Genomic DNA, 18,347 nt, shown 5'->3' with positions numbered 1-18,347 from the left:
TAGGCGCGAACCTGCGGAACGGGTCGATGCAGTGAGACTCGGCTTACAGGTCGAGCAGCAGACGTGCCGGATCTTCCAGCGCATCCTTCATCGCGACGAGCGACAGCACGGCTTCGCGGCCGTCGATGATGCGGTGGTCGTACGACAGCGCGAGGTAGTTGATCGGGCGGATCACGATCTGGCCGTTTTCGACGACCGGACGCTCCTTCGTCGCGTGCACGCCGAGGATGGCCGACTGCGGCGGGTTGATGATCGGGGTCGACAGCATCGAGCCGAACACGCCGCCGTTCGAGATCGAGAACGTACCGCCCGTCATTTCCTCGATCGACAGCTTGCCGTCCTTCGCCTTCTGGCCGAATTCGGCGATCTTCTTCTCGATCTCGGCGAGGCTCAGTTGATCCGCGTTGCGCAGGATCGGCACGACCAGGCCGCGCGGCGAACCGACCGCGATACCGATGTCGAAGTAGCCGTGATAGACGATGTCGTTACCGTCGATCGACGCGTTCACGAGCGGGAACTTCTTCAGCGCGTGCACGGCCGCCTTCACGAAGAACGACATGAAGCCGAGCTTCACGCCGTGTTCCTTCTCGAACTTGTCCTTGTACTTGTTGCGCAGTTCCATGACCGGAGCCATGTTGACTTCGTTGAACGTCGTCAGGATCGCGTTGGTCTGCTGCGATTCGAGCAGGCGCTCGGCGATCCGCGCACGCAGGCGCGACATCGGCACGCGCTGTTCCGGACGGTCGTTCAGCCAGGTCGCTGCCGACGCCGGCACCTTCACTTCCGGCAGCGCCGGCTTCGCGGCGGCGGTCTTCGCCGGTGCGGCGGCCGGAGCAGCCTTCGGTGCGCTGCCTGCGGCCAGCGCGTCGCCCTTGGTAACGCGGCCGTCGCGGCCCGAACCTGCGACGTCGCCTGCCGACAGGCCCTTCTCGGCCAGCAGCTTCGACGCGGCCGGCGATGCAGCAGCCGAGCTCGACGCGGTTGCGGCGGCCGGCTGGGCTGCCGGTGCGGCTGCAGCGGGTGCTGCCGCCGGCTTCACTTCGGCCGCGCCTGCCGCTGCTTCGGCGGCACCTGCCTTCGCTTCGGTGTCGATCGTCGCGATGATCTGGTCGGCAACGACGGTGTCACCGTCGTTCTGCAGCACTTGCGCGAGCACGCCCGCGGCCGGCGCCGGCACTTCGAGCACGACCTTGTCGGTCTCGAGCTCGATCAGGATTTCGTCCTGCGCGACTGCTTCGCCCGGCTTCTTCTTCCACTGCAGCATGGTGGCTTCCGATACCGACTCGGAAAGCTGGGGGACTTTGACTTCTACGATAGCCATGTGATTTTCCTGGATGCTTAATCTGGGGTATGACGAGGTTCGTGCGATTCTTTCGGCCGGTGCGGCGCGCGACGCGCCCGGGGGCCAAAAGGGACGGGAAAGCGCCGCGCGCCTTCCCGTTTCGCTTGACGTCGGTTATTTCGCGATCGATGCGCTCTTCAGGCGGCCGAATGCACCTTCGATCAGGGCCTTCTGCTGCTCGTAGTGCTTCGCGTAGTAGCCAACCGCCGGCGAGGCCGAAGCCGGACGGCCGCTGTATGCCAGCTTCTGCCCTTCCTTCATGCCTTCCTTCAGGTGGTGCTCGACGTAGAACCAGGGGCCCTGGTTCTGCGGCTCGTCCTGCACCCAGACCACTTCCGTCGCGTTCTCGTACTTCTTCATTTCGGCTTCGAACTGCTTGTGCGCGAACGGATACAGTTGCTCGATACGGATGATCGCGACGTCGTTCGCCTTCGCTTCGCGGCGGTGCGCGACGAGGTCGTAGTACACGCGGCCCGAGCATGCCAGCACGCGCTTCACCTTCTTCGCGTCGATGCCGCCGTCGGTTTCGCCCAGCACCGGCTGGAACGAGCCCTTCGCCAGTTCCGACAGGTCCGACACGGCTTCCTTGTGACGCAGCAGCGACTTCGGCGTGGCGACGATCAGCGGCTTGCGGAACAGGCGGATCATCTGGCGACGCAGCAGGTGGAAGATCTGCGCCGGCGTCGTCGGCTGGACGACCTGCATGTTGTGGTCGGCACACAGTTGCAGGAAACGCTCGATACGCGTGGACGAGTGTTCCGGCCCCTGGCCTTCGTAGCCGTGCGGCAGCAGCATCGTGAGACCCGACACGCGGCCCCACTTCACTTCGCCCGACGAGATGAACTGGTCGATCACGACCTGCGCGCCGTTGACGAAGTCGCCGAACTGCGCTTCCCACAGCACGAGCGTGTTCGGCTCGGCGGTCGAGTAACCGTATTCGAAGCCCAGCACCGCTTCTTCCGACAGCACCGAATCGATCACCGTGAACTTCGCCTGACCGTCGGCGATGTTCTGCAGCGGCACGTACGTGCCGTCGTTCCAGCGTTCGCGGTTCTGGTCATGCAGCACCGCGTGACGGTGCGTGAACGTGCCGCGGCCCGAGTCCTGGCCCGTCAGGCGCACCGAGTAGCCCGATGCGACGAGCGACGCGAACGCGAGGTGTTCGCCCATGCCCCAGTCGAGCGGCTGGTCGCCGCGCGCCATGTTGCGGCGGTCGTTGATCACGCGCTCGACGAGCGGGTGAACCTTGAAGTTTTCCGGGACCGTCGTGATGCGTTCGCCGAGGCGCTTCAGTTCGGCGAGCGGCACGGCCGTGTCGGCTGCGTCCGTCCACTTGCGGTTCAGGAACGGAACCCAGTCGACCGCGTACTTGCTCTTGTAGTTCGACAGGACCGGATCGACGGTGTGGTGGCCGTCGTCCATCGCCTTGCGGTACGCCTTCACGTAGTTGTCGGCGTCTTCCGCGGTGATCACGCCCTGCTGCACGAGCTTCTCGGCGTACAGCGCACGGGTGCCCGGGTGCTGCGCGATCTTCTTGTACATCAGCGGCTGCGTGACCGCCGGCGTGTCCTGCTCGTTGTGACCCAGCTTGCGGAAGCAGACGATGTCGATCACGACATCCTTGTGGAACTGCATCCGGTAGTCGATCGCGATCTGGATCGCGAGCACGACGGCTTCCGGATCGTCGCCGTTCACGTGCAGCACCGGCGCTTCGATCATCTTGACGACGTCGGTACAGTACAGCGTCGAGCGCGCGTCGCGCGGGTCGGACGTCGTGAAGCCGATCTGGTTGTTGATGACGATGTGCAGCGTGCCGTGCGTGCCGTAACCGCGCGTCTGCGCGAGGTTCAGCGTTTCCATCACGACGCCCTGGCCGGCGAAGGCCGCGTCGCCGTGGATCTGCACCGGCAGCACTTGCAGGCCGTCTTCGTCGCCGCGACGGTCCATCCGTGCCTTCGCGGAACCTTCGACCACCGGGTTCACGATTTCGAGGTGCGACGGGTTGAACGCGAGCGACAGGTGGACCGGGCCGCCTTCCGTCGACACGTCCGACGAGAAGCCCTTGTGGTATTTCACGTCGCCGGCCGGCAGGTCGTCGACGTGCTTGCCTTCGAATTCGGCGAACAGGTCGGCCGGCATCTTGCCCAGCGTGTTGACGAGCACGTTCAGACGGCCGCGGTGAGCCATGCCGATGATGATTTCCTGCACGCCGCTCTTGCCCGCGTGCTGGACGACTTCGTCCATCGCCGCGATGAAGCTTTCGCCGCCTTCGAGCGAGAAGCGCTTCTGGCCGACGTACTTGGTGTGCAGGTAGCGCTCGAGGCCTTCGGCGGCCGTCAGGCGATTCAGGATGTGCTTCTTCTTGTCGATCGAGAACGACGGCGTCGCGCGGGTCGACTCCAGACGCTCCTGCCACCAGCGCTTCTGTTCCGGATCGCTGATGTACATGTACTCGGCGCCGATCGTGCCGCAGTACGTGTCGCGCAGGCCCTTGACGATGTCGCGCAGCGAAGCCTGGTCGAAGCCGAAGTACAGGTTGCTTGCGCTGTACGTCTGGTCGAGGTCGCCTTCGGAGAAGTCGTAGAAAGCCGGTTCGAGTTCGGGAATGGCGGGACGTTCGCGACGCTTCAGCGGATCGAGGTTGGCCCATTGCGAGCCGAGGAAGCGGTAGGCGCTGATCAGCGACTGGACGTGCACCTGCTTGCGTGCGGTCGCGAGATTGCTCGTGCTTTCGCGCGGGATGAAGGCATTGGCCTTCGCACGCTCGGCGAACGATTCGACGATCGGGAAGTGAGCGACGTCATTGGCGTTCGAGCCGTCCGTCGCGGGCACGTTCTGCAGCGCGTCGAAATACTCTCGCCAGTTCTCCGGCACCGACGCCGGATTGTTGAGGTATGCATCGTACAGTTCTTCAACGTACGAAGCATTGCCGCCGAACAGATAGGAGTTCAGCTGGAACTGCTTCATTACATCTGACATTTTACGCTCACCTTTCTTCGAGCTTCTCGAGAAATAGCGGGTTACTCAACCTTCCGCGACACGGCCTGACCGTTTAGCGGATTGCGAATCAAGTCTTGCTTGGAAGGACCTAAAACTTGCGTGCGCGCAGCATATCACAGAACCGATACCGGAGTTCACGGCGAAATGTGCCTGAAAGCACCGTGCGGCGGGGTTTTGCCGAATTGCCGCGACCCGCGGGAACAGTGTTTTTCAGACACTCCGGCTCCGCGACGCGCGGATACAAAAAAGGCTGCCCGAAGGCAGCCTCTTTCATCGTGCGCGGGAACAGTCGATGCTTAGTCGACCGCGCCCTCGCGGCTCGCGCGGCGACGCTCGTGCTCCTTCAGGAAGCGCTTGCGCAGGCGGATCGACTGCGGCGTCACTTCGACGAGTTCGTCGTCGTCGATGAATTCGACCGCGTATTCCAGCGACATCTGGACCGGCGGCACGAGACGCACGGCTTCGTCGGTACCCGACGCACGCACGTTGGTCAGCTGCTTGCCCTTGATCGGGTTCACGACGAGATCGTTGTCGCGGCTGTGGATGCCGATGATCATGCCCTCATACAGCGCGTCGCCCGGCTTCACGAACATGCGGCCGCGATCCTGCAGCTTCCACAGTGCGTAGGCAACCGCCGCGCCGTCGTCCTGCGAGATCAGCACGCCGTTGCGGCGCTCGAACACCGAGCCGTCCTTGACCGGTGCGTACGAGTCGAAGATGTGGCTCATCAGGCCCGTGCCGCGCGTGAGCGTCAGGAATTCGCTCTGGAAGCCGATCAGGCCGCGTGCCGAGATCTTGTATTCCAGACGCGTACGGCCGCGGCCGTCCGACGCCATGTCGAGCATTTCGCCCTTGCGGCGGCCCAGCTCTTCCATCACGCCGCCCTGGTGTTCGTCTTCGACGTCGACCGTCAGCAGCTCGTACGGCTCGTGACGCACGCCGTCGATTTCCTGCATCACCACGCGCGGACGCGACACGGCCAGCTCGTAGCCTTCGCGGCGCATGTTCTCGACGAGAATCGTCAGGTGCAGTTCGCCGCGGCCCGACACTTCGAACACCGTTTCGTCGCCGGTATCCTTCACGCGCAGCGCGACGTTGTGGTTCAGTTCCTTCATCAGACGATCGCGGATCTGGCGGCTCGTCACGAACTTGCCTTCGCGGCCGGCGAGCGGCGACGAGTTGACGAGGAAGTTCATCGTCAGCGTCGGCTCGTCGACGGTGATCATCGGCAGCGCTTCCGGCGTGTCGACCGCGCAGATCGTCGCGCCGATGCCGACGTCTTCAATACCGTTGATCAGCACGATGTCGCCCGCTTCGGCCGATTCGACCTGCACGCGCTCCAGGCCCTTGAACGACAGCACCTGGTTGATCTTGCGGTTCAGCACGTCGCCTTCCGGGCCGAAGCGCATCACGACCGGCTGGCCCGGCTTGATGCGGCCGCGCGTGATGCGGCCGACGCCGATCCGGCCGACGTACGTCGAATAGTCGAGCGACGTGATCTGGAGCTGCAACGGCGCTTCCGGATCGGCCGGGCGAACCGGCACGTGCTCGAGGATCGCCTCGAACAGCGGGCGCATGTCGCCTTCGCGCGCGGCCGGGTCGAGCGACGCGTAGCCGTTCAGGCCCGATGCGTAGACGATCGGGAAGTCGAGCTGCTCCTCGGTCGCGCCGAGCTTGTCGAACAGGTCGAAGGTCTGGTTGATCACCCAGTCGATCCGCGCGCCCGGACGATCGATCTTGTTGACGACGACGATCGGCTTCAGGCCGAGCGCGAGCGCCTTCTTCGTGACGAAGCGCGTTTGCGGCATCGGGCCTTCGACCGCGTCGACGAGCAGCAGCACCGAATCGACCATCGACAGCACACGCTCGACTTCGCCGCCGAAGTCCGCGTGCCCCGGCGTGTCGACGATGTTGACGTGCGTGCCTTCGTATTCGACCGCGCAGTTCTTCGCGAGAATCGTGATCCCGCGCTCTTTTTCGATGTCGTTCGAGTCCATCACCCGCTCCGCAATCTGCTGGTTGTCGCGGAAGGTGCCGGACTGGCGGAGCAGTTGGTCGACGAGCGTGGTCTTGCCGTGGTCGACGTGGGCGATGATGGCGATATTGCGAAGGGCGCGGGTCATAGAAACCTGGAAATCGTTTGAACGCGCAAACGCGCGCGCTCGTTTTTCACGGAGCGCGCGCGTTGCAGCTTGAAGAGCCACAAATTATAGCACGTGCGCGTGGCGAGAGCTGACCCGCGCGTTGCAACGCAGCAAAACGGGCTATCCCGGCCTCCTTTCCCGAACCAACCAACCGGCTTCCCCCACCGTGGCCGAACGAAAGACCTTATCGAAATAAGGGATTCTCGCCGGACAGAGCACGCGTTTTGCCGTTCGATTAACATTTGCCGCGGCAAGCAATTGTGCCTATACTGCTGCCTAGTCAACTATTGCAGCTTCAGGGTTTTATGTCGGATTCTCCTACCCCACCGCCCGTTTCGTCGCTGTCCACGTATCAGATGAACGACAGCGTCGGCTATCTGATGTCGCGCGTGAAGTCCGTGATGACCAACCTCGTCACGCAGCGCACGCAGGAAGAGCTAGGCATCACGGGCACCCAGGCGAGCATGCTGTTCATGATCGCGGTCGGCAGGTGCTCGACAGCTGCCGAACTCGCGCGCGAATACGGAATCGACGCAAGCGCGGTCACGCGCCTGCTCGACCGGGTCGAGAAACGCGGCCTGCTGTCTCGCGTGCGCAGCATCGAGGACCGGCGCGTCGTGCGCCTCGAACTCACCGACGAAGGCCGTGCGCTGGCCGAACGGTTACCGCCCATTTTTCGCAGCGTGCTCGACCAGGTGCTGGACGGGTTTACGCCGGAAGAAGTCGGGTTCCTGAAGAGCATGCTGCGCCGCATTCTCAGCAACTATTGCGAGACGGCCGGCGGTAGCGTCACGTAATAGTTGCCATAACAATTACTTTTGACAGATTAATGTAAGGAAATCCTTGCAGTGTCCATCATTCATTCCGAGTCAGAGGTTAGCGCGATGAAAACCTCCCCGTTGTCCGTGCGCGCCGGGTCGTGCCGCGCCGCCGTCGCCGCCGCGGTCGCCGCGTTGGCGCTGGCGGGCTGCGCGAATTACATCGGCATCAAGAGCGACAAGCAGATCGCCGCCGCGTCGCAATTCGAATCCGCCCAGAGCCTGCCGGCCCAGGGCGGCCAGTGGCCGGCGCTCGACTGGGCCAGCCAGTTCGGCGATCCGCAACTGCCGAAGCTGATCGACGAAGCGCTGCAGGGCAACCCGTCGATCGCACAGGCGCAGGCGCGCATCGCGAAAGCCTCGTCGTACATCGAATCGTCCCGCTCGAACCTGATGCCGAAGGCCGAAGCCAGCTATTCGTGGACGCGCGAGCTGTATTCGTCGAACGCGCTGTTCCCGCCCCCGTACGGCGGCCAGTGGTACAGCGAGAACAATGCGCTCGCCAGCGCCTCGTGGGAACTCGACCTGTGGGGCAAGAACCGCGAACGCCTGCACACGGCCGTGTCGCAGGAAAAGGCCGCCGAAGCCGACATGCAGCAGGCGCGCATCACGCTCGCGTCGTCGGTCGCGCGCACCTACAACTCGCTCGCGCAGCTCTACGCGCTGCGCGACATCGCGCAGCGCGAGATCACCAACCGCGAAACGGTCGGCAAGATCACCGACGGCCGCGTCTCGGCCGGCCTCGACACCAACGTCGAACGCCAGACGGCCCGCGGCAACATCGCGACGACCCAGGCTTCGCTGTCGGACCTCGACGGCCAGATCACGACGGTGCGCTACCAGCTCGCCGCGCTGCTCGGCAAGGGCCCGGATCGCGGCCTGCAGATCGCGGCGCCCGTGATGAACCCGAGCGGCGACGTCACGCTGCCCGGCAACCTGCCGGCGGATCTCGTGTCGCGCCGCCCCGACATCGTCGCCGCGCGCTGGCAGGTCGAGGCCGCGATGCACGACGTGAAGGAAGCGAAGGCCGAGTTCTACCCCAACGTGAACCTCGCAGCCGGTTTCGGCTTCGATGCGTTCGGCTGGGGCAAATTCCTGAACTTCGCGAGCCGCCAGGCGCAGTTCGGCCCGGCGATCCACCTGCCGATCTTCGATGCCGGCGCGCTGCGCGCCCAGCTCAAAGGCCGCTACGCCGATTTCGACCTGTCGGTCGCGAACTACAACCAGACGCTGATCAGCGCGCTGAACGACGTCGCGACGCAGGTCGCGTCGATCCGTGCGGTCGATCGCCAGATGGGCGACGCCCAACGTGCGCTCGACGCATCGACGCGCGCGTACGATCTCGCGGTCATCCGCTACAAGGCCGGCCTGTCGCCGCAACTGCAGGTGCTGACGGCGGACAGCAACCGCCTCGCATCGGAGCAGACGGTGACCAACCTGAAGATGCGTCGCCGCGACATGCAGCTCGCGCTGATCAAGGCGCTCGGCGGCGGATTCGACGCGACCGGCACGCCGCTCGCCGCGCCCGACGCCGCCACGCCGACCAAACAAGCCGCCAACTGAGCCGGCGCCACCACTACGCAGACACTCGAAATAACGGACGGAGAAAATCGCCATGAGCGACCAACAAAACGCCGCCAGCGCGCAGCCGCAGAACAACGGCAAGCGCAAACGAATGATGACGCTGCTCGTCGCGGTCATCGTGATCGCGGCCATCGCATACGGCCTGTACTACTTCCTCGTCGCTCGCTTCCATGAAGACACCGACGACGCGTACGTGAACGGCAACGTCGTGCAGATCACACCGCAAGTCACCGGCACCGTGATCGCCGTGAAGGCGGACGATACGCAAACGGTCAAGGCCGGCGATCCGCTCGTCGTGCTCGATCCGGCCGATTCGCAGGTCGCGCTGCAGCAGGCGGAAGCGAACCTCGCGCAGACGGTGCGCCAGGTGCGCGGCCTGTTCGTCAACGACGACCAGTATCGCGCGCAAGTCGCGCTGCGCCAGTCCGATCTGTCGAAGGCGCAGGACGACCTGCGTCGCCGCCTCGCCGTCGCGCAAACGGGCGCCGTGTCGCAGGAAGAAATCTCGCACGCCCGCGACGCGGTGAAGGCCGCGCAGGCATCGGTCGACGCCGCGCAGCAGCAACTCGCATCGAATCGCGCATTGACCGCGAACACGACGATCGCATCGCACCCGAACGTGATGGCCGCCGCCGCGAAGGTGCGCGACGCGTACCTCGCCAACGCGCGTAACGTGCTGCCGGCGCCGGTCACCGGCTACGTCGCGAAGCGCTCGGTGCAGGTCGGCCAGCGCGTGTCGCCCGGCAACCCGCTGATGTCGGTGGTGCCGCTCAATGCCGTGTGGGTCGACGCGAACTTCAAGGAAGTCCAGCTGAAGCACATGCGCATCGGCCAGCCGGTCGAGATGACGGCCGACATCTACGGTTCGTCGGTCACGTACCACGGCAAGGTCGTCGGCTTCTCGGCCGGCACGGGTTCGGCGTTCTCGTTGCTGCCGGCGCAGAACGCGACCGGCAACTGGATCAAGGTCGTGCAGCGCCTGCCGGTGCGAATCGAGCTCGACCCGAAGGAACTCGACAAGCATCCGCTGCGCATCGGCCTGTCGATGCAGGTCGACGTGGACATCAAGGACGAACGCGGCGACCAGCTCGTCAACGCGCCGAACACCGTCTACGAGACCAATGTATTCGCGAAATACGGCGACGAAGCCGACGCCGAAATCGCGCGCATCATCGCCGAGAACGCCGGCGGCAATGCATCGACGCCGGTCGCGGCGAAGCAAGGCAGCGCCGCGAAAATGATGTAACCGTTCCGACTTCGGAAAGACAACCGACATGGCACAGGCTCCTGTCTCCCACCCGCCCCTGCAGGGCGGGCAACTCCTGCTCGGGACGATCGCGGTATCGCTCGCGGTGTTCATGAACGTGCTCGACACGTCCATCGCGAACGTCGCGATCCCGACCATCTCGGGCGACCTCGGCGTGTCGTCCGACCAGGGCACGTGGGTCATCACGTCGTTCGCGGTCGCGAACGCAATCTCGGTGCCGTTGACCGGCTGGCTGACCGATCGTTTCGGGCAAGTCCGTCTGTTCCTCGCATCGATCATCCTGTTCGTCATCTCGTCGTGGATGTGCGGGCTGGCGCCGAGCCTGCCGTTCCTGCTCGCGTCGCGCGTGCTCCAGGGCGCCGTCGCGGGCCCGATGATTCCGCTGTCGCAAGCGCTCCTGCTATCGAGCTATCCGCGCGCGAAGGCGCCGATGGCGCTCGCACTATGGGCGATGACGACGCTGATCGCCCCCGTCGCGGGCCCGATTCTCGGCGGCTGGATCTCGGACAACTATTCGTGGCCGTGGATCTTCTACGTCAACATCCCGGTTGGCATCGCCGCCGCCGCCGCGACGTGGGTGATCTACCGCAGTCGGGAGTCGGCCGTGCGCCGTGCGCCGATCGACGGCGTGGGCCTCGCGCTGCTGGTCGTCTGGGTCGGCTCGCTGCAGATCATGCTCGACAAGGGCAAGGACCTGGACTGGTTCGCGTCGACGACGATCGTCGTGCTCGCGCTGACCGCTGTCATTGCTTTCGCGTTCTTCGTGATCTGGGAGCTGACCGCCGAGCACCCGGTCGTCGACCTGTCGCTGTTCCGCATGCGGAACTTCACCGGCGGGACGATCGCGCTGTCGATCGGATACGGCCTGTACTTCGGCAACCTCGTACTGTTGCCGCTGTGGCTGCAGACGCAGATCGGCTACACCGCGACCGACGCCGGCCTCGTGATGGCGCCGGTCGGGTTGTTCGCCATCCTGTTGTCGCCACTCACCGGGAAGTATCTGCCGCGCACCGATCCGCGCTTCATCTCGACGGCATCGTTCCTCACGTTCGCGCTGTGCTTCTGGATGCGGTCGCGCTACACGACCGGCGTCGACGAATGGTCGCTGACGCTGCCGACGCTCGTGCAAGGCATCGCGATGGCCGGCTTCTTCATCCCGCTGGTATCGATCACGCTGTCCGGCCTGCCCGGCCACCGTATTCCCGCAGCGTCCGGCCTGTCGAACTTCGTGCGGATCATGTGCGGCGGCATCGGCACGTCGATCTTCCAGACCGCGTGGGATCATCGGAACAACTTCCATCACGCGCAACTGGTCGAGCAGGCGAACCCGTACAACCCGACGTTCAACCAGGCCGTCACCCAGATGGGCAATCTCGGGCTCACGCGGGAGCAGGCACACGGCCTGATCAACAACATGGCCACGCAGCAGGCCGCGCAGCTCGGCGTGAACGATCTGTTCTACATTTCTGCGGCGATCTTCGTGCTGCTGATCGGACTGATCTGGATCACGAAGCCCGAACGCGCGGGCGGCGGCGATGCGGGTGCGGCGGCATCGGCCGCACACTGAGCGCCACGTTCAAGGCAACGCACCCAACAAAAAACCCGGTCGATTTCGACCGGGGTTTTTCGTTTCGACGACGGCGCTTGCGCACCTCGCATCACTCAGCCGTCACGACGAGCCGTTCCGGTGCGAGCACGCCGTTCGCCTTGCGCGCGACGCCGAGCAACCGCGTTGTGTCGTACACGCGCACGCGCTCCCCTTCCGCCGCATCGATCGAATCAAGCGCCGACAGCGGGAGGCGTTGCCCGTGGAGAAAGCGCTTCGCGGCGGCTTCGTCGAGGCGCACCAGCGGAAACGTCGACAGCAGCGCATCGACCGGCTGCAGCCACGCATCGCGCGCCGATTCAGCAGCGTCCGACAGCGCATCGAGCGTCACCGCATGCTCGAGCGTCAGCGCGCCGACGCCCGTGCGACGCAGCATCGTCAGATGCGCGCCGCAACCCAGCGTCTCGCCGATATCCTCGGCCAGCGTACGCACATACGTGCCTTTGCTGCAGGTCACGCGAAACGTCACGTCGGGCAGCTCGCAGGCGAGCAGTTCGAGCAAGTGGATCGTCACGTTGCGACCTTCCCGCTCGACGGTCTGGCCCGCGCGTGCGTATTCATACAGCGGCTTGCCGTCGCGCTTGAGCGCCGAATACATCGGCGGGATCTGCACGATGTCGCCGGTGAAGCGTACGAGCGCGGCTTCCACCGCCGCACGATCGCATTCGACCGGCCGCGAGTCGATCACGTCGCCTTCCGCGTCGCCGGTGGCCGTGCGCTGCCCGAGACGCATCGTCGCTTCATAGGTCTTGTCGGCGTCGAGCAGATCCTGCGAAAACTTGGTCGCTTCGCCGAAACACAACGGCAGCAGACCCGAAGCCAGCGGATCGAGCGTGCCGGTATGGCCGGCCTTCTTCGCGAGAAGCAGGCGCTTCGCGCGAATCAGCGCATCGTTGCTGGACAGGCCGACCGGCTTGTCCAGCAGGAGAACGCCGTCCAGCACGCGCCGGGGCACGCGCGGACGTTGGGGTGCTGCATTCGTCATAGGCCCGTCGAGCTCAGTCGTCCTTGGCAGGCGCGTCGGCCTCGTCGTCGTCCTTCGCACGCGTCGAGTTCGCTTCCTTGATCAGGCGCGACATTTCGACGGCCTTCTCGATCGTCTGGTCGTAGTGGAAATGCAGCGTCGGCACCGTATGGATGTGCAGGCGCTTGAACAGCAGGTTGTGCAGGTGACCCGACGCATGGTTCAGCGCCTCCTGCGTCTTTTCAGGATCGCCGGTGAGCGCCGTGAAGTAGACCTTCGCGTGCGCATAGTCCGGCGTGAGTTCCACGCTCTGGATGGTCACGATGCCAATGCGCGGATCCTTGACCTCGCGCATGATGAGTTCGGACAGATCGCGCTGAATCTGGTCGGCGATCTGAACGTTGCGATTGGGGGAAGTACGTTTCCTGGACATGATCGATCCGTGATCCGTTTATCAGGATGAAGCAGCGGCCGTTTTCGGCACGCCACCATGAAAATGGGCGGGACAGGCCCAAGCCTGCCCCGCCCATGAGCCGATGCGCGACGATTACAGCGTACGCGCGACTTCGGTCACTTCGAAGACTTCGAACTGGTCGCCTTCGACGATGTCGTTGAAGTTCTTCACCGACATACCGCACTCGAAGCCTTGCTTCACTTCCTTCACGTCGTCCTTGAAGCGCTTCAGCGATTCGAGTTCACCCGTGAAGATCACGACGTTGTTGCGCAGCACGCGCACCGACGACGAGCGCTTGACGATACCGTCCGTCACCATACAGCCGGCGACCGTGCCGATCTTCGGTACCTTGAACACCTGACGCACCTCGACCATGCCGGTGATGACCTCGCGCTTCTCCGGCGCCAGCATGCCCGACATCGCCGCCTTCACCTCATCCACTGCGTCGTAGATGATGTTGTAGTAGCGGATATCGATGCCGTTCGCCTCGGCCAGCTTGCGTGCCTGAGCATCCGCACGCGTGTTGAAGCCGATGATGACCGCCTTCGATGCCGTCGCGAGGTTGACGTCGTTTTCGCTGATGCCGCCCACCGCGCTGTGCACGATCTGCACGCGCACTTCGTCGGTCGACAACTTGAGCAGCGACTGCACGAGCGCTTCCTGCGAACCCTGCACGTCGGCCTTGATGATGAGCGGCAGGTTCTGCACTTCGCCTTCGCCCATCTGCTCGAGCATGCTTTCCAGCTTCGCGGCCTGCTGCTTCGCGAGCTTCACGTCGCGGAACTTGCCCTGACGGAACAGCGCGATTTCACGCGCCTTGCGCTCGTCCGGCAGCACGATCACTTCCTCGCCCGCACCCGGCACTTCCGACAGACCCTGGATTTCGACCGGGATCGACGGGCCGGCTTCCTTCGTCGGCTTGCCGTTCTCGTCGAGCATCGCACGGACGCGGCCGTAGGCCGTACCCGCCAGCACGATGTCGCCGCGGTTCAGCGTACCGGACTGCACGAGGATCGTCGCGACCGGGCCTTTACCCTTGTCGAGCTTCGCTTCGATCACGATGCCCTTGGCCGGCGCTTCGACCGGCGCCTTCAGTTCCAGCACTTCGGCCTGCAGCAGCACGTTCTCGAGCAGATCGTCGATGCCCGCACCCGTCTTGGCCGACACCGGCACGAACGGCGAATCGCCACCGTACTCTTCCGGCACGACGCCTTCCGCGACCAGCTCCTGCTTGACGCGATCGGGGTTCGCGTCCGGCTTGTCGATCTTGTTGATCGCGACGACGATCGGCACGCCACCCGCCTTCGCGTGGGCGATCGCTTCCTTCGTCTGCGGCATCACGCCGTCGTCGGCTGCCACCACCAGCACCACGATGTCCGTCGCCTTAGCGCCGCGTGCACGCATTGCCGTGAACGCTTCGTGACCCGGCGTATCGAGGAACGTGATGACGCCGCGCGGCGTTTCGACATGGTAAGCGCCGATGTGCTGCGTAATGCCGCCCGCTTCGCCCGCTGCAACCTTCGCGCGGCGGATGTGGTCGAGCAGCGAGGTCTTGCCGTGGTCGACGTGACCCATCACCGTGACGACCGGCGGACGCGGCAATTGCTCCGCATCGGTACCGGTTTCGCCTTCGACGAGCAGCGCTTCCGGATCGTCCAGCTTCGCCGCAACCGCGCGGTGGCCCAATTCCTCGACGATGATCATCGCCGTTTCCTGGTCCAGCACCTGGTTGATCGTGACCATCTGGCCCATCTTCATCATCACCTTGATGACTTCGGAGGCCTTGATCGACATCTTGTGCGCGAGATCGGCAACCGACACGGTTTCCGGCACGTGCACTTCGCGAACGATCGGTTCGGTCGGCGCCTGGAACGTCGAGCTGTCCTGGTGACGGCCGCGACCCTTCGGGCCGCCGCGCCAGCCGCGGTCGACGCCGCCGCTCGAGTCGCCGCGCGTCTTGATGCCGCGGCGCTTCGATGCGTCGTCCTGCCAGCCGCCCTTGCCTGCGCCCGGCTTCTTGTTGCGGTCACCCGCACCTGCCGGCGCCTGCGTGGTAGCCGGAGCCGCCGCACCGGCCGGCTTCTTCACGGCCGGACGCGCCTGCGCACCCTCCGGCTTCGCCGGCTTGTGCAGCGTGCCCTTCGCTTCAGCCGGCTTCGGCGGCTCGACCGGCTTCGGCGGCTCGACTGCCTTGACCACGGCCTTGCGCGGCGTGTTCATCATTTCGCGGATCGCGCGTGCTTCGGCTTCCGCCGCCGCGCGACGCTTGCTGATCTCTTCCTGCTCGGCGCGCGCCTTGTCGGCTGCCTCGCGGGCAGCGTCCTCGGCCTTCTTCGCCGCTTCGCGCTGGGCCGCGCGTTCGGCGGCCGCGCGTGCTTCGTCCTGCGCGGACTGCGTCGGCGCCGTTTCCTGCTCGGCAGCAGCAGCCTGCTGCGCTGCCGCCTGCTGCTGGGCCGCGGCGGCTTCCGCGGCGGCACGCTTCGTCGCCGCTTCTTCCTCGGCGCGACGGCGCTCGGCCTCGGCCGCTTCCTCGCGGGCACGGCGTTCGGCTTCCTCGCGCTCCAGGCGTTCCTGGCGCTCGCGCAGTTCCTGCGCCTGCTTCTCGAGCAGCTCGGCCTCGCGGCGCGCCTCTTCCTCGCGACGCTTCAGTTCTGCATCGTCGTCCGCTTCGGCGACCTGCGCCTGACCCGGTTCCGCACCTTCTGCCACGTCGTCGCGCTTGACGAACGTACGCTTCTTGCGGACCTCGACCTGAATGGTGCGAGCCTTGCCCGTCGCGTCAGATTGCTTGATCTCCGACGTATGCTTGCGGGTCAGCGTGATCTTGCGCTTGTCGCCGTCGGTTGCGCCGTGCGACTTGCGCAAATGATCGAGCAGACGCGCCTTGTCCGCTTCGGACAGCGCATCGTCTTCACTCGCTTTCTGGACGCCCGCTGCCTGCAGCTGTTCGAGCAGCACACCAGCAGGCATTTTCAGTTCCGCGGCAAATTGGGCTACGTTGTTACTCGCCATTCATTCCTCTTAGTGCAAGGACCGATTCCTTGCGGTTAGCATCGGGTCAGGCCATACGGCCGCCATCAAATCAGTGCGCCATGGTCATTTCTCACTGGAACCAATGTTCACGTGCTTTCATGATCAACGCCTTAGCGGCATCCTCTTCCATTCCGGTCATGTCGACCAGTTCATCTACAGCCAGTTCGGCGAGATCGTCGCGCGTCTGCACGCCGTGTTCGGCCAGCTTCGCGAGCAGCTCCGGCGTGATGCCGTCGAGGCTCTTGAGATCCAGCGCTGCGTTCTCGACCTTTTCTTCGTTCGCGATGGCCATCGTCAACAGCGCGTCGCGTGCGCGGTTGCGCAGTTCGTGCACGGTGTCCTCGTCGAACGCCTCGATTTCGAGCATTTCGTTGAGCGGCACGTACGCGATTTCTTCGAGGCTCGTGAAGCCTTCGTCGATCAGGATGTCGGCAACTTCTTCGTCGACGTCGAGACGCGCCATGAACAGCGCACGCAGCCGGTCGCGCTCTTCGCCCTGCTTCAGCGCGGATTCATCCGGCGTCATGATGTTGATCTGCCAGCCGGTCAGTTCGCCGGCAAGGCGCACGTTCTGACCGCTGCGGCCGATCGCGACAGCCAGCTCGTTCTCGTCGACGACGACGTCCATCGAATGCTTTTCTTCATCGACGACGATCGACTGGACGGCTGCCGGCGCGAGCGCGCCGATCACGAACTGGGCGGGATCTTCCGACCATAGCACGATGTCGATGTTTTCGCCACCGAGCTCGTTGCGCACGGCCTGCACGCGGGAACCGCGGATGCCGACGCAGGTGCCGATCGGATCGATCCGCTTGTCGTACGCGATGACGCCGATCTTCGCGCGCACGCCCGGGTCGCGGGCGGCCGCCTTGATCTCGAGCAGGCCCTGCTCGATTTCCGGCACTTCCATCTCGAACAGCTTCATCAGGAACTCGGGCGCCGTGCGCGAGAGTTCGATTTGCGGGCCGCGCGCGGTGCGGTCGACCTTCGCGATATATGCACGCACGCGGTCGCCCACGCGCAGGTTTTCCTTCGGGATCAACTGGTCGCGGCGCAGCAGCGCCTCGACACGACCCGATTCGACGATGAAGTTGCCCTTGTCTAGGCGCTTCACCGTGCCCGTCATGATCTTTTCGCCACGCTCGAGGTAGTCGTTCAGGATCTGCTCGCGCTCCGCGTCGCGCACCTTCTGCAGGATCACCTGCTTCGCGGCCTGCGCGCCGATGCGACCGAATTCGATCGACGGAACGGGTTCCTCGACATACTCGCCGACTTCGACGTCGGGATTCTGCTCACGTGCTTCGAACAGCAGGATCTCGCGATCCGGCTCCTGCAAGCCTGCCTCGTCGGGCACGACGAGCCAGCGACGGAAGGTTTCGTGCTCGCCGCTTTCGCGATCGATATGGACGCGGATTTCGGCGCCTTCGTCGAACAGCTTCTTGGAAGCGGACGCGAGCGCAGCCTCGAGGGCGCCCAGCACCACATCCTTGTCGACGTTTTTCTCGCGCGCCAGCGCATCCACCAGCATCAACACTTCGCGACTCATTATTTGCGGCTCCTAAAGTCAACTTGCGGAATCAGGCGGGCTTTGTCGATATCGGCCAGCGTGAAATCCAGCATGGCTGCCTCGCCCTTCTTCCCCTCAAATTCCAAACCGATCGTTTCGCCGTTCGGCGCGTGCAGAATGCCCCGGTACGTCTTGCGCCCGTCCAGCGGCTTTTTCAAGGTCACGGAAACTTCGCTGCCGGCGAAGCGCTCGAAGTCGGCCAGCTTCTTCAACGGGCGGTCGAGCCCCGGGGACGAGACTTCGAGCCGTTCGTAATCGATGTTTTCGACCGTCAAGACGTGCTGGAGCTGACGCGTAACCTTTTCGCAATCTTCGAGCGAGATGCCGGCAGGCTGATCGATATAGATGCAAAGCATGCCGCGCCCGGTGCGCTCGAGTTCCACCAGCTCGTAGCCGAGCCCGGTGACCGTGGTTTCTATCAGTTCCGTCAGTTGCACAGTGTCCTCTCAGGTGTTCGCGCCCGCCGCTCGCGATTCACCCGCGGGCGCGCGCCTTAGCCGGCGCAGGAAGCGCTACCCGAGATGCCAAACCGTTTCAGCAAAAAAAAATGGGCGGAACGCCCATCTTC

12 protein-coding genes are annotated in these 18,347 nt (G+C 64.5%); 4 read left to right on the top strand and 8 right to left on the bottom strand.

Going from position 1 to position 18,347, the window contains the following annotated elements; all coding sequences use genetic code 11:
* Nucleotides 1-43: 43 nt before the first annotated feature.
* From odhB to typA, 3 genes are all read right to left on the bottom strand, one after another.
* Nucleotides 44-1,321, bottom strand: a complete 1,278-nt coding sequence (gene odhB, locus QZM72_RS28900) for a 2-oxoglutarate dehydrogenase complex dihydrolipoyllysine-residue succinyltransferase (protein WP_301739777.1) — start codon at nt 1,319-1,321, stop codon at nt 44-46.
* A gap of 135 nt (nt 1,322-1,456) precedes the next feature.
* Nucleotides 1,457-4,321, bottom strand: coding sequence for a 2-oxoglutarate dehydrogenase E1 component (locus tag QZM72_RS28895; protein ID WP_301739776.1), 2,865 nt, complete (start codon nt 4,319-4,321; stop codon nt 1,457-1,459).
* 317 nt (nt 4,322-4,638) lie between these two features.
* Nucleotides 4,639-6,465 carry a translational GTPase TypA gene (gene typA / locus QZM72_RS28890; RefSeq protein WP_006476159.1) on the bottom strand — a complete coding sequence of 609 codons (1,827 nt, stop codon included), beginning with the start codon at nt 6,463-6,465 and terminating at the stop codon, nt 4,639-4,641.
* Between the two features lie 326 nt (nt 6,466-6,791).
* Between typA and QZM72_RS28885 the strand changes: the two genes are divergently transcribed.
* The 4 genes from QZM72_RS28885 (at nt 6,792) to QZM72_RS28870 (ending at nt 11,722) form a co-directional block, all read left to right on the top strand.
* Nucleotides 6,792-7,283: a MarR family winged helix-turn-helix transcriptional regulator gene (locus tag QZM72_RS28885; protein WP_089467305.1), complete on the top strand. Its 492-nt coding sequence runs from the start codon at nt 6,792-6,794 to the stop codon at nt 7,281-7,283.
* An 87-nt stretch (nt 7,284-7,370) separates the two neighbouring features.
* Nucleotides 7,371-8,867: an efflux transporter outer membrane subunit gene (locus tag QZM72_RS28880; protein ID WP_301739775.1), complete on the top strand. Its 1,497-nt coding sequence runs from the start codon at nt 7,371-7,373 to the stop codon at nt 8,865-8,867.
* Nucleotides 8,868-8,919: 52 nt separating this feature from the next.
* The gene (locus QZM72_RS28875) at nt 8,920-10,134 is read left to right on the top strand and encodes an HlyD family secretion protein (RefSeq protein ID WP_089467303.1); all 1,215 of its coding nucleotides are present in this window, start codon (nt 8,920-8,922) and stop codon (nt 10,132-10,134) included.
* A gap of 28 nt (nt 10,135-10,162) precedes the next feature.
* Complete coding sequence (locus tag QZM72_RS28870; RefSeq protein WP_089467302.1) at nt 10,163-11,722, top strand: DHA2 family efflux MFS transporter permease subunit; 1,560 nt, start codon at nt 10,163-10,165, stop codon at nt 11,720-11,722.
* 91 nt (nt 11,723-11,813) lie between these two features.
* On the opposite strand, the gene truB is transcribed toward QZM72_RS28870, so the two are convergent.
* From truB to rimP, 5 genes are all read right to left on the bottom strand, one after another.
* On the bottom strand, nt 11,814-12,746 hold the full coding sequence (gene truB / locus QZM72_RS28865; RefSeq protein ID WP_301739774.1) for a tRNA pseudouridine(55) synthase TruB: 933 nt from the start codon (nt 12,744-12,746) through the stop codon (nt 11,814-11,816).
* A 13-nt stretch (nt 12,747-12,759) separates the two neighbouring features.
* Nucleotides 12,760-13,158, bottom strand: coding sequence for a 30S ribosome-binding factor RbfA (rbfA, locus tag QZM72_RS28860; RefSeq protein ID WP_034190142.1), 399 nt, complete (start codon nt 13,156-13,158; stop codon nt 12,760-12,762).
* A 114-nt stretch (nt 13,159-13,272) separates the two neighbouring features.
* Complete coding sequence (gene infB, locus QZM72_RS28855; protein ID WP_089467300.1) at nt 13,273-16,191, bottom strand: translation initiation factor IF-2; 2,919 nt, start codon at nt 16,189-16,191, stop codon at nt 13,273-13,275.
* Nucleotides 16,192-16,282: 91 nt separating this feature from the next.
* Complete coding sequence (gene nusA, locus QZM72_RS28850; RefSeq protein ID WP_059499058.1) at nt 16,283-17,758, bottom strand: transcription termination factor NusA; 1,476 nt, start codon at nt 17,756-17,758, stop codon at nt 16,283-16,285.
* Nucleotides 17,758-18,216, bottom strand: coding sequence for a ribosome maturation factor RimP (gene rimP, locus QZM72_RS28845; RefSeq protein ID WP_006476167.1), 459 nt, complete (start codon nt 18,214-18,216; stop codon nt 17,758-17,760). The genes nusA and rimP overlap by 1 nt, the downstream gene beginning before the upstream one ends.
* Between the last annotated feature and the right edge of the window lie 131 nt (nt 18,217-18,347).

The sequence above is a fragment of the Burkholderia sp. AU45388 genome, from assembly GCF_030481585.1.
GTDB classification, from domain to species: domain Bacteria; phylum Pseudomonadota; class Gammaproteobacteria; order Burkholderiales; family Burkholderiaceae; genus Burkholderia; species Burkholderia sola.
Note: the sequence above shows the minus strand (reverse complement) of the source record. Positions and strands in the feature narration are given on the sequence as shown.

Excerpts from the sequence above, each read along its gene's own strand:
- QZM72_RS28880 (WP_301739775.1), top strand. The coding sequence starts at position 7,371 with ATGAAAACCTCCCCGTTGTCCGTGCGCGCCGGGTCGTGCCGCGCCGCC.
- rbfA (WP_034190142.1), bottom strand. The coding sequence starts at position 13,158 with ATGTCCAGGAAACGTACTTCCCCCAATCGCAACGTTCAGATCGCCGAC.
- nusA (WP_059499058.1), bottom strand. The coding sequence starts at position 17,758 with ATGAGTCGCGAAGTGTTGATGCTGGTGGATGCGCTGGCGCGCGAGAAA.
- QZM72_RS28875 (WP_089467303.1), top strand. The coding sequence starts at position 8,920 with ATGAGCGACCAACAAAACGCCGCCAGCGCGCAGCCGCAGAACAACGGC.
- odhB (WP_301739777.1), bottom strand. The coding sequence starts at position 1,321 with ATGGCTATCGTAGAAGTCAAAGTCCCCCAGCTTTCCGAGTCGGTATCG.
- typA (WP_006476159.1), bottom strand. The coding sequence starts at position 6,465 with ATGACCCGCGCCCTTCGCAATATCGCCATCATCGCCCACGTCGACCAC.
- truB (WP_301739774.1), bottom strand. The coding sequence starts at position 12,746 with ATGACGAATGCAGCACCCCAACGTCCGCGCGTGCCCCGGCGCGTGCTG.
- QZM72_RS28870 (WP_089467302.1), top strand. The coding sequence starts at position 10,163 with ATGGCACAGGCTCCTGTCTCCCACCCGCCCCTGCAGGGCGGGCAACTC.
- infB (WP_089467300.1), bottom strand. The coding sequence starts at position 16,191 with ATGGCGAGTAACAACGTAGCCCAATTTGCCGCGGAACTGAAAATGCCT.
- QZM72_RS28885 (WP_089467305.1), top strand. The coding sequence starts at position 6,792 with ATGTCGGATTCTCCTACCCCACCGCCCGTTTCGTCGCTGTCCACGTAT.
- QZM72_RS28895 (WP_301739776.1), bottom strand. The coding sequence starts at position 4,321 with ATGTCAGATGTAATGAAGCAGTTCCAGCTGAACTCCTATCTGTTCGGC.